The organism is Streptosporangium sp. DT93 (genome assembly GCF_049844535.1).
Taxonomy (GTDB): domain Bacteria; phylum Actinomycetota; class Actinomycetes; order Streptosporangiales; family Streptosporangiaceae; genus Streptosporangium.
The window spans coordinates 172,196-186,236 of the sequence record NZ_JBNCLF010000009.1; the positions used below are offsets into that span (position 1 = coordinate 172,196).

General features: G+C 73.9%; 8 protein-coding genes. 1 reads left to right on the top strand and 7 read right to left on the bottom strand.

All coding sequences use genetic code 11. The annotated features are described in order from the left end of the window. Positions 1 to 151: 151 nt before the first annotated feature. Positions 152 to 1,348 carry an acyltransferase family protein gene (locus tag ACLQ2R_RS20950; protein WP_425961800.1) on the top strand — a complete coding sequence of 399 codons (1,197 nt, stop codon included), beginning with the start codon at positions 152 to 154 and terminating at the stop codon, positions 1,346 to 1,348. Here the strand turns inward: ACLQ2R_RS20950 and ACLQ2R_RS20955 are convergent. The 7 genes from ACLQ2R_RS20955 to ACLQ2R_RS20985 form a co-directional block, all read right to left on the bottom strand. Beyond that, a complete protein-coding gene (locus tag ACLQ2R_RS20955; RefSeq protein ID WP_425961802.1) occupies positions 1,281 to 2,687 on the bottom strand; it encodes a DUF3068 domain-containing protein in 1,407 nt (468 codons plus the stop codon). The genes ACLQ2R_RS20950 and ACLQ2R_RS20955 overlap by 68 nt on opposite strands. Continuing rightward, positions 2,684 to 6,988, bottom strand: a complete 4,305-nt coding sequence (locus tag ACLQ2R_RS20960) for an alpha-(1->3)-arabinofuranosyltransferase domain-containing protein (protein WP_425961803.1) — start codon at positions 6,986 to 6,988, stop codon at positions 2,684 to 2,686. The genes ACLQ2R_RS20955 and ACLQ2R_RS20960 overlap by 4 nt, the downstream gene beginning before the upstream one ends. Before the next feature lie 6 nt (positions 6,989 to 6,994). Next, positions 6,995 to 8,263, bottom strand: a complete 1,269-nt coding sequence (locus tag ACLQ2R_RS20965; RefSeq protein ID WP_425961805.1) for a glycosyltransferase family 4 protein — start codon at positions 8,261 to 8,263, stop codon at positions 6,995 to 6,997. 228 nt (positions 8,264 to 8,491) lie between these two features. Further along, entirely contained in the window at positions 8,492 to 8,623 is a 132-nt protein-coding gene (locus ACLQ2R_RS20970; protein WP_362804353.1) for a hypothetical protein, read from the bottom strand. 162 nt (positions 8,624 to 8,785) lie between these two features. After that, entirely contained in the window at positions 8,786 to 10,465 is a 1,680-nt protein-coding gene (locus ACLQ2R_RS20975) for a hypothetical protein (RefSeq protein WP_425961807.1), read from the bottom strand. 236 nt (positions 10,466 to 10,701) lie between these two features. Beyond that, positions 10,702 to 11,466 carry an FkbM family methyltransferase gene (locus ACLQ2R_RS20980; protein ID WP_425961809.1) on the bottom strand — a complete coding sequence of 255 codons (765 nt, stop codon included), beginning with the start codon at positions 11,464 to 11,466 and terminating at the stop codon, positions 10,702 to 10,704. A 152-nt stretch (positions 11,467 to 11,618) separates the two neighbouring features. Further along, positions 11,619 to 13,847: an acyl-CoA dehydrogenase gene (locus ACLQ2R_RS20985; protein WP_425961810.1), complete on the bottom strand. Its 2,229-nt coding sequence runs from the start codon at positions 13,845 to 13,847 to the stop codon at positions 11,619 to 11,621. Positions 13,848 to 14,041 lie beyond the last annotated feature (194 nt).

The window sequence follows — 14,041 nt, forward strand, 5'->3', positions numbered from 1 at the left end:
GGGCCGTCCGCTATAGATGTGTGCCGATCGCCCTATAACAAGTTCCATTTCGCGATATGTTAGTGCTGGGAGTCATCTACGTCACCAGGGATGCCAAAAAGTGACCGAAACAGGTTCTATACCGGTTCACCGGAGGCCCACCGACGACGACGTGCACGATCTCCCCGCGGTCGGCGGGCACCTGGACGCCATGGACGGCGTCCGCGCGGTCGCCTCCTTCGGCGTCCTGCTCTACCACGTGGCGAGCACGACCGGGGCCTCCCTGCGGGAGGGGTTCCTGCCCTCGCTGCTCTCCCGGGGCGACATCGGGGTGCCGATCTTCTTCCTGCTGTCGGGCTTCCTGCTCTACCGTCCCTGGGCGCGCCGGACCGTGCGGGGGACGGGCGCGGCGTCCCCGGACGTCGGGGACTACTTCTGGAAGCGGGCGCTGCGCATCCTGCCCGCGTACTGGCTGGTGCTCGCCGTGGCGCTGCCGCTGTGGTCCCGGCCGCAGGCGGCCGACCCGTGGAACTGGGCTCCGCTGGTGCTGCTGGTGCAGAACTACGTCCCCGATCCCTGGTGGGGCGGGGTGAGCCCGCCGGGGCTCGGGCAGATGTGGAGCCTCTCGGTCGAGATGAGCTTCTATCTCGCCCTGCCGCTGATCGCCGTCGCCCTGCACGCGCTCGCCCGGCGCGGCGCGGACCCGGTCGCCAGGGCACGGCTGCTGCTGCGCGGCGTCTGCGCGCTGGCGGCGCTCTCCCCGCTGTGGGCGATCTTCAGTCATTTCCCCGTCCACCGCCCCGAGCTGGGTCTCTGGCTGCCCCGGTCGCTGGTCTACTTCGCCACCGGCATGGGGCTGGCGGTCGTCTCGCTCTGGGTCCACGCAGAACCCGACCCCGACGCCCCGGTACGGCGCCTGACCCGGGGCATCCGGGAGTCCTGGGTCACCTGCTGGATCATCGCCGCCCTGGTCTACGCGGTGGCGGCCAGCCCGATCGCGGGAGGCCGCCTGTTCGAGCTGCAGGACCTGTGGACCGACCTGTTCGAGATGACCCTCTACACGGTGTTCGTCCTGGCGCTGCTCTCCCCCGTCGCCCTGCAGCCCCCCGGGCCGTCGCCGATCAACGCGCTGCTGGGCAACCCGGTGATGCGCTATCTGGGCCGCATCTCCTACGGCGTCTTCCTGTGGCAGTTCGTGGTGATCGTGGGCTGGTACGAGCTGACGGGGCAGGAGTCCTTCACCGGCGGCCTGCTCTCCACGCTGGCGGTGTGCGTCACGCTCACCGTGCTGCTCGCCGATCTCAGCCACCGGCTGGTCGAGGCCCCGGCCCTGCGCCTGCACCGGCTACGCCGCTCCCGCTCCCGCTGAGGCCGCCCCCGCCGTCACCTTCCTCGCCGTCACCTTCCTCGCCGTCACCCTCACCGGCGTCTCCCCCACCGAGGCGGTGCTCACCGGCGCGGTCCTCGCCGGCGCCGTCCTCGCCGGCGCCGTCCTCGCCGAGGCGGTTCTCGCCGGTGGGGTCGTCGCCGCCGGGATCGTCCCCGGTGCGGCCGTCCTCGGCGGGGTCGGGGGAGTCGGCGGGGTCGGGGGAGTCGGCGGGGTCGGCGCGGAGGTGCAGGCGCAGCCCGGCCGCCAGCAGGACCACGCCCAGCAACCCCCCGGTGAGCGGGATCACCCAGTTGACCAGCGTCGCCTGGCGGAGGAACTGCTCGGCCTCCCCGGCGTTCCAGCGCTCGTCCCCGGCGCTGGTGCGCAGGTCGGCGGCGAGCGCGACCAGCCGCCCCCGGCCGTCCTGCGTGCGCAGGGTCCTGACCAGGTTCTCCCTGACGCCGATGACCATGCCGCTGGTCGGCTCCACCCAGAAGGTGCGGGTCCCGTCCAGGTAGGCCTGGACCGGGAACAGCTCCGCGGAGGCCCTCGGAGCCGCCGCACCCCTCGAACGCCCCGGGTTCCTCGGCGTGCCGGGCTCGCCCAGGCCCAGGACGGACCCGGGCAGCCGCATGGGCTGCTGGGCGTACGGCTCGTTGACCAGGCGTTGCGCGTAGCGGTACACCTGGACGCCGTACAGGGTCTCGATCCCGTCGAAGCGGGCCGAGACCGCCCGCCGGGCGAGCGGGTCGTAGACCTGGTAGGCGATCGGCCGGGCGTCGAAGGGCCAGCGGAAGAGCAGCCCGCGCGGGGCGGGGTCGGGGTTCTCGTCGACGTAGTCCTCGCAGCAGGGGAACGCCCGCGCCGTGCGCCGGTCGAAGGCCAGGCGCCGCTCGTGGTAGTCGACGCGCCTCCCGTCGCGGGTGGCGAGCGAGACGAACTCGGTCCAGACCGCGACGTCGGGCGTGGACCTGACCGTGTCGCCGTACCTGGCCACGGCCTGCTGCAGCGGGACCCCGCTGCGGACGCGCAGGGTGGCGGCGTCGAAGTAGGAGCCGGACTCGGCGTTCAGCACGGTGATCCGGTCCTGCTCGGCGGGCAGTACGAGGCCGCTGGGGTGGACGTAGAAGCGCGTCAGCGCGGCCAGCGTGATCAGGAAGGCCCCGGCCACGAGGACGAGCACCCCCCGCAGCCTCCTGCCGCTCATCCGGCCCGTCACCACCCGGCCCGTCGTCCCCTGACCGGTCACCGTGGAGCCGTTCGTCGCGGGGCCGTTCGCCATGGGCTCGTTCGTCGCGGGGCCGTTCGCCATGGGCTCGTTCGTCGCGGGGCCGGTCATGGCCGCTCCGCGGGCCGTGCCGGGGCCGCCTCGGCGGGCGTCCGGAGCCAGGGGCGGGGCGGCGGGGGCACGCGCACCGCCGCGAACAGCAGGCCGAGCACCACCAGGCACAGGTACTGCGCCACGACCGCCCCGCCCTCCCCGCCGTACGCGAGGGCCAGACCGGCCGCGCCGAGCACCGCCACCACCGGGAACGGCGTCAGGAGCACCCGGCCGATCCGGTACGCCCTGCCGCCCGCGCTGTGCGCGGCCCCGGCCACGCCGCGCAGCCAGAGCGCGAGCGCCGCCACCGCGCCGGCGAGCACGGCCCCGGCCCAGCCCTCGGCCACCAGGCCCAGCACCGGGACCAGCGGCCAGAGCCAGGCCGCCCGCACCCGCGCGGCCGGTGCCGGGGCGAGCGTCACCGCCGGGCGCGACCGGGCCAGGGCGAGCGCCGCGACCAGCGCCACCAGCGCCCAGCCGACGATCAGCGCGGTCCGGTAGAGCCCGTCCGGGGCGTACGTCATCACCACGGTCCCGTCCCCCGGCGGCAGCAGCCACGCCTGCCGCCAGCCGTCGAGCCGGGCCGGCTCCAGCACGCGCCCGCCGAAGGTGGCACGCCAGCCGGCGTTGAAGTTCTCGCCGAGCGCCAGGTAGGAGGGCTCGGTCGTGGAGACCCGGACCCGCCGCTCCCCGGCGTCCCAGTGCTCGACCGCGGCCGGCCGCAGCAGCGCCCGCGACGTGCCACCGGCGACGCCCGCGCCGCCGGTGGCGCGCAGGACCATCGAGTCCACCCGGAAGCCCTGGGAGGGGGCGGCGCGCACCCGCAGCGTGCCCTCCTGCGTCCAGACCGCCTCGCAGGTGCGATAGGGGACCGGGCGTCCGGCGAACAGGTCGCCCAGCGTGCCGCCACGGATCTCGGTGGGCGTCTCGACGCCGTTGACGGTGAGCGTGGGGCCGAACCCGCAGGGCATCCTCACCGGCTGCGCGCCCGGTTCCGGCAGCGGCGGGATCCCGGGGATGCCCACCCCGAGCACCTCCATCCGCCAGGAGCCCAGGGCCGTGAAGGTGATCTGGACCCGGTCGGTCCTCAGCGGCGCGAAGTCGATCCAGCCGTCCCGCGACGCCCAGGCGTACCTGACGGCGTCGCGGGTGGTGACGGTGATCCGGACCGGGGGCGCCCCCAGCCGGGTGTCGGGGAAGTCGACGCGCAGCCGGGACAGGGTCACGGTCCGGCCCAGCTCGGCGGTGAGGGTGGGCGCGAGGTCCGCCCGCCCGGCGTACCAGACGGTCCTGCGGTCGTCGTCGAACGCCGCGTACGCCCCGGTGGCCGGGATGTCCGCCGTGGTGGAGGAGGCGGTGACGCGGGGGAGGACACCGGGGGGCATCAGCACGTTCTCGGCCACGCGCTGGTCGGCGAGCACGGCCCTTCCCTCCAGCACGCGCCGGCCGGTGCCGACCGGGACGGACCGGTCGAAGGCGTAGCCGTCCTCGCCCACGAAGCTCAGCCGGTCGGCGCAGGTCCAGATGTAGGAGCCGAGCATGCAGCCGGGCGCGGCGTCGGTCCTGCTGGTCACGACCGTCCGCCCCGGCGCCGAGGCGTCCGGGGAGTCCGCCGAGCCCGGGGAGTCCGCCGAGGAGGTCGAGGAGGTCAGGGAGCCCGACGAGCCCGACGCCTCCGACGAGCCCGAGGAGTCCGTCGAGTCCGTCGAGTTCGAGGAGTCCGCGGAGGAGGCCGCGGAGTCCTTACGGGAGTCCGCGGGGACGGCGGCGGGCACCACGAGGGTGCGGCCGGCCCGGACGCCCGGGATGGCGATCTCGGTGATGCCCACCCGCGGGTTGGGGTCGCGCAGGACGCCGGTGACCCGGATCCTGATCCTGGAGGTCTTCCCCGCCGGGACGTTGAGCCGTTCCCATATCGAGGTGAGGCCGAGCCGGGTGCGGACCCGGCCGGTGTCGGTCTCCACCATGACCTCCGAGACCGTCACCGCCTCGTCGGAGCGCTCGAACACGGCCTGGATCGACGGCACCGCGATCGGCTCGGCCAGCCGGACCTCCAGCCACTGCTCGACGGCCGGTTCCCAGCCGGTGGAGCGCCAGCCGGTGCGCAGGTTGTCGTCCAGCGCCGCGTACGGCTGCTCCCCGGCATCGCGGGTGCCCGGGGTCGCCCCCAGCCTGGACTGCGAGGAGGAGGCGGTGACCGACTCGATCCCGGTGAGGACGGCCACGGTCCTGGGCTCGTCCCAGGCGGGGTCGGTAAGGTCGTGGGAGGTGCCGCGCCCCTCGTAGGGCTCGTCCGGCGTCATCGTCTCGGTGTAGGGCCTGCGCAGGTCGCTCACCACCAGCTCGCGCCGGCGCATGGTGTCGGTGAGCACGGTGTCCTCGGGGGGGATCGCGTCCGCGCCGGGGTCGTCGCCGAGGATCACCGGGCGGTCGTCGGCGAGCACGCCCTCCTCGGCCATGGTCAGCAGCGCCTCGGGGGCGCCGGAGACCCGCAGCGGCCGGGCCGCCGGGACCGTGCCGACGACCGGGCTCGCCCCGGTCACCTCGTAGACCTCCAGGGACGCGTACGGCTGGTCGAGCCAGCCCCCCGCGGTCTGGGACTCCTCGTAGCCGACGGTGGGCCCGAAGCCGCGTACCCTTCTCAGCCCGGGAGAGCGGTCCAGCGCCTCGTGCACCCGGGCGGGCCAGGCGTCGCCGAAGGCGACGCGGTCCAGGTCGTTGCGGACCAGCAGGTGGCGCACGCCCATCCGGCGCAGGGCACGGGTCAGCCCCTCCGAACCCTGCCCGTTGGCGAAGCGGTCGTCGATCGCCTTGACCAGGCGGTTCGACCCGGCCGTGCCCCAGGGGACGATCGTGTTGCTCACCCACCTGGCCTTCTTCAGCAGCGGCTGGAACGGCTCGTCCAGCGGGCGCCCCCAGGTGTACTCGCCGCGCCGCGCCCCGGGGAGGACCAGCACGGTGCCCTGGTCGGCCCGCTCGTCCAGCCAGGAGGCCGCCTGCCGCCAGTGCTCGGGGACGTCGTCGAACGCGCCGCCCGGGGCGATGCCCGCAGTCGCGACGGGCATCAGGGTCAGCCCGGCCAGGGCGGCGACGGCCACCGTCGCGGGGAGGCGGACGGCGGCCCTGGCCGCGCCCACGTGGGAGACCAGGGCGGCCAGGCCGAGCACCAGCGGGAGCCGCAGCAGCGCGTTGAACTTGTGCAGGTTGCGGAAGGGGGCCAGCGGGCCGTCCAGCAGCACCCTGATCGGCTCGGCGAGCGGCCCGGCGTGGCCCGCCACGAGGATGATCACACCGGCCAGGGCGGTCAGGATCAGGAAGGGCCGCTCGGGGGTGCGCGAGAGCGTGAGGCCGGCCAGTCCCAGCCCGGCCAGGAGCGCGGTGACCACCACCAGCCAGGGCACGGTGGCGTGCTCGTAGGCGGCGGGCAGGTAGGGGCGGCCGTCGACCGGCAGGAAGGCCACCCAGTGGTTCATGCCGCGCAGCACGTTGGTCAGCGACCCGACGACGGTGGTCGTCCACGCGTTCTCGGTGAAGGGCATGAAGGAGAAGACGTAGCGGCCCAGCATCACCAGCGGGACGAGCCACCAGAACGACACCGCGGCGATCGCGCCGAGCCACCAGGCGATCAGCCGCCGCTTGCGCGGCCCCGGCCGCCGGGTCAGCAGGTAGATCATCGGTATGACGAGCACGGCCAGTTCGGCGGCGGCGTTGATGCCGCCGGCGAACAGGAAGACCAGCGCCGACAGGCAGGCGGCCCGGCGCGGGCTCGTCTCCCCCCTCGCGCCCCTGATCAGGAAGAGCAGCGTCCAGGGCAGCACGGCGCTGGGGGCGAACTCGACGGAGTTGAACCCCATCAGGGCCTGCGCGTGCGGGGCGAGCGCGTAGGCGAGGCCCGCCAGCACCCCGGCGAGCTGCCCGCCGATCCTCAGGGCCCGCGCCACCTGGGCGACGCCGACGAAGGCCGCGCACAGGATCAGCGTCACCCACAGGCGCTGGACCACCCACGGCGGCATGCCCGAGTTGATCAGCAGCGTGTAGAAGGGGCCCATCGGGAAGATGTAGCCGTACGCCTGGTTCTGCAGGTGCCCCAGGTAGTCCTGGTCCCACATGTTCAGCGCCTGGGCCAGGAAGCCGATCGGGTTGACCGGCATGTCCAGCTTGGTCTCGGCGATGAGCCTGCCCGGCGCCGTGTGGAAGGACACGACGGCGAGGAGGAGACACCCGGCCAGCAGCCTGAGCCTGCGCCGGAGCCCGGTGTCGGAGGCGCCGAACTCGGCGACGGGCGCCGACAGGCGGCCGATCCACGTCTCAGGGGTCACGGGCGCTTACGGCGGGTCGGTCTCACCCGAGGCGAGACAGAGATCGGATGCATGAAGGTGACGACCGTTTTTAGATAATTCTGTGGTGATTAGTCCGGTCATCGTATCGCCGGTTCTTCCCCAGGTGAACTCGGCGGCCCAGAGCCGGCACGCCTGCTGGATCTCCTCGCGCCGGACCGGGTCCGACAGCTCGGCCAGGGCGCGGTCCACCACGTCGGCCAGCGTCTCCCCCTCCCTGACCAGCCAGCCGGTGACGCCGTCGCGCACCGAGTCGCGCAGCCCGGCCACGTCGTAGGCGACCGTGGGGACGCCGAGCGCGGCGGCCTCGATCACGGTCAGCCCCCATCCCTCGAACTCCGAGGCGGTGACGTTGAGCCGCGCGGCCCCCAGGATCGCGTTCTTGGCGCCCTCGGGCAGGAAGCCGTGCAGGTGGACCCGCTCGCCCACGCCCAGGCCGGCGGCGTGGGCGGCGAGCCGCTCCTGCTCGTGGCCGCGCCCGACGACGTGCACGTGCGCGCCCGGCCAGGCGACGGCGAGGTCGCGGGCGAGGTCCACCACCCGCTCGACGCGCTTGTGCCCGACCAGCCTGCCCAGGTAGACCACCGCGGGATCGCCGGCCACCCCGCCCGGGTCGGCCACCGGGCGCGCCACCGGGCTGCCGTTCGGGATCACCTGGATGGGCGCGATCCAGCCCAGCCGCTCGCGCAGCTCGGCGCGGGAGGACTCCGACACCGTGACGGTCGGGCGGCGCCGGTAGACCAGCCGGGCCACCGGCCCCTCGACGAAGCAGCCGATGCGGGCCAGCCAGCGCGGGAAGAAGGCGTAGAACTGGCGGTCGTGCACGTGGTGCACCAGCGAGACGACGACGGTCCTGCGGCTCACCACCAGGGGCGCGAAGAAGGGGATGCCGTTCATGCAGTCGATCACCGCGTCGAAGCGCCTGCGCCGCAGCAGCATCCAGAGCGGGACCAGCAGGTAGACCAGGAACGGGTTGCCCATCCGCCGCAGCGCGATGCCGTCGCGCTCCTCGGCCGCGCTCTGCCCGTCCTCCCTGGAGGTGACGAACGTCACCTCGGCGCCCTGGCCGGCGAGGTAGCGGCTGACCTGCCAGGCGTACTCCTCGGCGCCCCCGGCGACGGACTGCGACGGCTCGCGGAAGTTCAGGACGGCGACGCGCACCCCGCGCAGGGACAGCCGCCGCGACCCGGTCGCGGCCACCAGGCCGGCGGGCGGCGCGGGGGTGCGCGGGATCGCCCTGGCGCCCTGTCCTGCCACGAGCACTCCTATCTCCGTACGGCACGCGTCTCCGCACGTCACACGTGTCCTCCGCGCGGCACGAGTGTTCTCCGCACGGCATGGGGGACGACGGCGCCGGGCCGCCCCGGCGCATGCCGAGGCCGGCCCCTGTCTCGTCGAGGTGATCCGGGACGGCCCTCTCGCGCGGGGACCCGGAGGATCAGGTGGGCGCCGGGACCGGTCGGCGACGTCGACGGCCCCGGACCGTCACCTGTTGCCGTAGTTGTACAGCGGCCTGTTGGGCGGCTCGGGGGTCGGCGCCGCGACGTTCACGACCGCCACCGAGGCTCCGACCGCCAGCACAGCCCCTACCGCCAGAGCGGCCAACACTCGCAACATCCGAGCTCTCCCTCCAACGCGTGGATCGTGCAGTCTGCCGAGAGTAGAACGTGATACAGGCCGCCAGCCAGTAAATTGGTCAAAACGTGATAAATAAAGTTACCGTTGGGTAAATCTCGAAATATTTGCATATCGGGAGCTCAGGGACGGCGGAGCGGGAGCTCAGAGGCGGTAGAGCAGGAGCTCCCGACCTGCGAAGACGAGCCGCGCGCCCGGCAGCCTGGAACGGAACATGTTCTCGTTCGGCCGCTGGATCAGTACGTGGCCGATCCCCAGCTCGCTCAGCGGACCGGTCAGGACACCGGGTCCGGCGAGGATCGGGCCGACCTCGCGCGCCAGCGGGTCCTCGGCCCCCAGGACGAGCGTGCTCCCCTCCCCCGGGCCGTCTTGTGGACCGCCCCCCAGGCCGACGGTCAGGCCGTCGTTCCACACCACCCGGCGGTGGAAGGACTTGACCGCCGGGTCCAGCACCACCCGCCCGCCGTTCCAGTCGAACGCCCGGTAGGCGCTCCACGGCAGCGTCAGCAGCGCCCCCGGCGCCGGGTCGGCGTCCACGATCTCCCGCACCCGCGCCCAGTCGGAGGGGTAGTCGACCGCGGCCAGCCTGCCGAACGCCCCCAGGGCGAAGGTCGGCAGCACCAGCAGCGGGACCACGATCATGCCCGGCCGGATCGCCGAAGGCAGCCGCCCCGCCACCGCAGCCAGGCCGACCGCCTGGAGCAACGCGAAGGGGGCGAGGTAGAGCTGCCCGTCGCGCAGCGGCCCGAAGCCGGGCCAGAGACCGACCAGCGCCTCCACCGCCCCCGGCAGGAAGGCCCCGGCGCACCCGACCGCCAGCCCCGCCACGGACGCCACCGCCAGGCCTCCCACCCACCCACGTCCCCGGCCCCGGCCCCGCCCCTGGTCCCGGTCCTGGTCCCGGCCCTGGTCCTGGTCCTGGTCCCGACTCTGTTCCGGTCGTTCTTGCCGTCCCTGGCCCCGCTCCCCGTGCCGTCTCCGTTCCAGGGCGAGCAGGGCGTATCCCGCCACCGCCGTCACGGTCACCGCGAGCCGGACCAGCGCCGACCACCAGGTCTCCTGCCCGGGTACGGCCGCACCGGCGTTCCACACCCCGCCCAGGGTGAGCAGGCTGCCGAGGGTCCCCAGCGGCCCGTCCGCCCGGGGGGCGAAGGCCCGTACCCCGGCCGGATCGGTGACGGCGGCACTGCCCAGCGCGGGGATCAGCCACGGCAGGCTCAGCACGGCGGCGATCAGCAGGACCCGCGGCGCCCGGCGGCCCGCCACCGGCACGACCGTCATCACCGAGACCAGCATCGCCTGGAAGCCCCCGACGGCGGCGGGCACCAGCGCCAGGATCATCGGGCCGGTCCGCCGCCCGGCGGCGGCGCGCACCGCCCACGGCAGGGCGGCGTACCCGAGCAGCAGGGCCCACTGGCCCAGCAGCAGCCGCTGGGCGAGGTAGACGTTCCAGGCGTAGAACACGGCGGCGACCAGCCGGACGACCACGAGCGCCCCGCGCTCCCGATCCTCGCCGCGATCCCGGTCCTCCCCGAGCTCCTGGCGGTTCTCGCGTTCTCCGTGCTGTCCGAGCCGTCCGTGCTGTCCGAGCCGTCCGGGGACCAGGGCCGCCGCGCCCGTCGCGGCGAGCACGAAGACGCCCAGCAGGATCGCCTTCTGCACCACCTGGTCCGGCAGGACCGACGAGAGCAGGGCCACCACCGCGTCGCTCGGCACGGCACGCGGGAAACCGCCGCCCTCGGGGAGGATCGGCGGGTCCTGTACGAACACCATGTCGTAGCGGAGGACGAAGCCGGGACCGAGCGCGGGCCAGAGCGCGAGCACCCCCAGCAGCAGCCCCGCCAGCGCGGGCAGCGCGTGAACACCCCATCCCCGGAACCGGCGCTCGTCCCGGCCTCGGAGCCACCGCCCGTCCCGGCCCCGGGACCGGCGCCCTTCCCTGCCTTGGGACCAGCGTCTGTCCCGGCCTCGGGACCACCGCGTCCAGGTCCGAGCCGGTCGCCGGTCCCCTCTCCGGGCCGCCGGGGCGGGACCGTCCTCCCCCGCTCCGGGAGTGCGCACTACGGCGCGGAGGGACGGAAGAGCACCATGTTCACGTACTCCCGGCCGGGAACGAGCAGGCGGGAGATGAAGCTCCGCCGCACCTCGCCGACCGCCTCCTCCTGGTGGGCCGGCAGGTCGAAGCCGTCCAGCGGACGCCACGAGCCGCCGGTCAGGACGGAGCCGGTGTAGCCCCACTCCGCGAGCCGGTCCACGACCAGGCCGATGTCCTGGTGGCGGGTCTCCAGCTCGATCAGCAGGACTGGCCGGTCGCGGCGGACGGTCCGCTCGGCCCCGAGCAGCGCGGCCAGCTCGTGACCCTCCACGTCGATCTTCATGAACCGGACGTCCTTCAGGTCTAGCTCGTCGACGGTGACGGCCGGGACGTCCACCGGCACGCCCTCCCCGTGCACCAGCGAGGCCGTGGCCTCGGCGCCCCGCCCGCCCCCGGGAATCCAGAGCCGTGCCGTACCGGAGCGGTCCGAGGCCGCCGCCGCGATCACCCGCACGTCGGGGAAGGTGCTCGCGAGCAGGGCCGCCAGCCGGGGGTTGGCCTCGATCGAGACCACCTCGGAGCCGAGGCGCCGCAGCGTGGCCGTCCACGGCCCGTACCAGACGCCCACGTCCACGGCGGTGCCGCCACGTGGGACGAACTCCCCGGCACGGGCAAGCTCGGCGTCCAGCCGGGGGTAGACCCGGCGGATCGCTGCGCCGAACCAGCGCGGCGGGACCGCGCCGGCGACGGCGCTCCGGACGGCCACCCCTGGCCTGAACCGCATCGACATGCGCGAAGCCTAACCGAACGCCCCTGCCAGGTGCTCTCCTCGAACGCCCCTGCCGCCCCCGGCTCACGCGGAGACGGCGGGACGTGCCTCACGGGAGTCCCGGAGGACTCCCGTGAGACCGCGCCGGTGAGACTGCCGGTGAAGCCCTTCCGCTACTTGCCGGGCTCCGGGTCGCGGGGCAGGCCGAGCATGCGCTCGCCGATGATGTTGAGCTGCACCTCCGTGGTGCCGCCGTAGATCGTCATGGCCCGGGTGGCCAGCACGGCCCGGTTCCAGTAGCCGGCGTCGCCGAGTTTCATGTCGGCGGCGATGACGGCCGAGGAGCCGAGCAGCGAGACCGCGGTCTCCGAGACGTGCTGGGCGTGCGAGGTGGACAGCAGCTTGCGGACCGAGGCGTCGGCCCCGGGCTCGACGCCGGTGAGCTGCTTGAGCGTCACCCGCAGGCCCAGCGCGGCGATCGAGTGGCCCTCGCAGGCGACCCGCGCCACCTCCTGCCTCTCGGCGGCGGTCAGCTCGCGGCCGAGCCGCCCGGCCAGCCCGAGCAGGTCGGGGACGGACGCGCCGGTGCCGCCGGAGCCCGCCGAGAGCGAGACCCGCTCGTTGGACAGGGTGTTCCTGGCGACCTTCCAGCCCTGCCCGACCTCGCCCACGACCAGGTCGTCCGGGACGAACACGTCGTCGAGGAAGACCTCGTTGAACAGGTTCTCGCCGGTCATCTCGGTCAGCGGCCTGACCGTGACGCCGGCCCCCTTCATGTCGACCAGGAAGTAGGTGATGCCCTCGTGCTTGGAGCCCTCGGAGGAGTTACGGGCGATGCAGATGCCCCACTCGGCGAAGTGCGCCACCGAGGTCCAGATCTTCTGGCCGTTGAGCCGCCAGCCGCCCTCGACCTTCTCGGCCTTCATCTGCACGTTCGCCAGGTCGGAGCCCGCGCCGGGCTCGGAGAAGAGCTGGCACCAGATCATCTCGCCGCTCAGCGTGGGCGGCAGGAAACGCTGCTGCTGCTCGGGCGTGCCGTACGTGGCGAGCGACGGCACCACCCAGGCACCGATGATCATCTGGGGCAGCTTGACCTTGGCGGCCTTGAGCTCCTGGATGATGAGGACCTGCTCCAGCGGCTTGGCGTCGCGGCCCCACGGCCCGGACAGGTGCGGCATGACGTACCCGGCCGAGGCCAGTGCCCGCTTCTGCTCAGCGCCCTCCAGCGCGGCGAACTCGGCGACCTCGGCGCGGATGCGCTCGCGGAGCTCGGCGGCCTCGTCGGGCAGCTCGACCTCCAGCTCCCGGCTCACGCCGTTCAGGGCCAGCTCGGCGACCGTCTCGGCCCACTCGCCCGAGGAGCCGAGCAGCGCGCGCAGGGTCAGCGCCCGGCGGTAGTACAGGTGGGCGTCGTGCTCGTAGGTGTAGCCGATGCCACCGAAGATCTGGACGGCGTCCTTGGCGCAGTGCACGGCCGCGTCGGGCGCGACCACGCCCGCGATCGCGGTGGCGTAGGCCAGCTCGTCGGCCGTGACCCGGTCGCCGGAGCCCGTCCCCGAGGCGGCGCGGGCGGCGTCCCACACGGTGGCGCGGGCCTGCTCCAGGGCGACGAGCATCCGGGCGGCCTTGTGCTTGACGCCCTGGAACTGCCCGATCGGACGGCCGAACTGCACGCGGACCTTGGCGTACTCGGCGGCGGCGGTCACGCACCACGAGGCCACGCCCGCGGCCTCGGCGCCGAGCAGGATCGCGGCCAGGTTGAGGACCTCGGGGCCCTGCAGCCCGTCCAGGACCCGGCCCGCCGGTACGACGACCCCGTCCAGCTCGACCTTGGCCACGCCGCGGGTGACGTCCAGCGACCTGACCGGGGTGACGGTCGCCGCGGAGGCGTCCACCGCGACCCACTCCTCGCCGCGGTCGGTGCTCACCGGGAGCACCAGGACGCCGGCCAGGGCGCCGCCCAGGACGAACTCCGCGGATCCGCCGATCGTCAGGGCGCCGTCCTCGCCACGGGTGCCGGTGATCGAGGCGGACAGCGCGACCGCGCCGGTCAGCGTTCCGTCGGCGAGGCCGGGCAGCAGCTCCGCGTGGGCCTTGCCGTCGGAGGCGAGGATCGCGGCGCTGGCGAGCACCGTGGGGACGTAGGGGCCGGGGGCGGCCCGCTCACCGAGGGCCTCCACGGCGACGGCGGTCTCCAGCAGGCCGTAGCCGCTGCCGCCGTGCTCCTCGGGGATGTGCAGGCCGAGCAGGCCCTGGTCGGCCAGCCCGGACCAGAAGCCGGGGCGCTCCTCCCCCTCCGCCGCGATGGCGGCGCGCACGACCTCGGACGGGATGTTGCGTACCGCCCAACCGGTCACCGACTCGCGGAGCGCCTCGTGCTCCTCACTCAACCCGATCGCCATGACAGCCTCCAGACGCGATTCAATGACAGAACCATATTCTAGAAGGTACTTCCATCACAACGCGCCCGTCTCGGATGGCGGACCACCGGGTGATGGATCACCGGGCGACGGATCACGGGGTACCGGACCGGGGCGACGGACAACGGGGGGACGGTCCGGGGTACCGGACCGTGAAGCACCGGACCGTGGCCCGG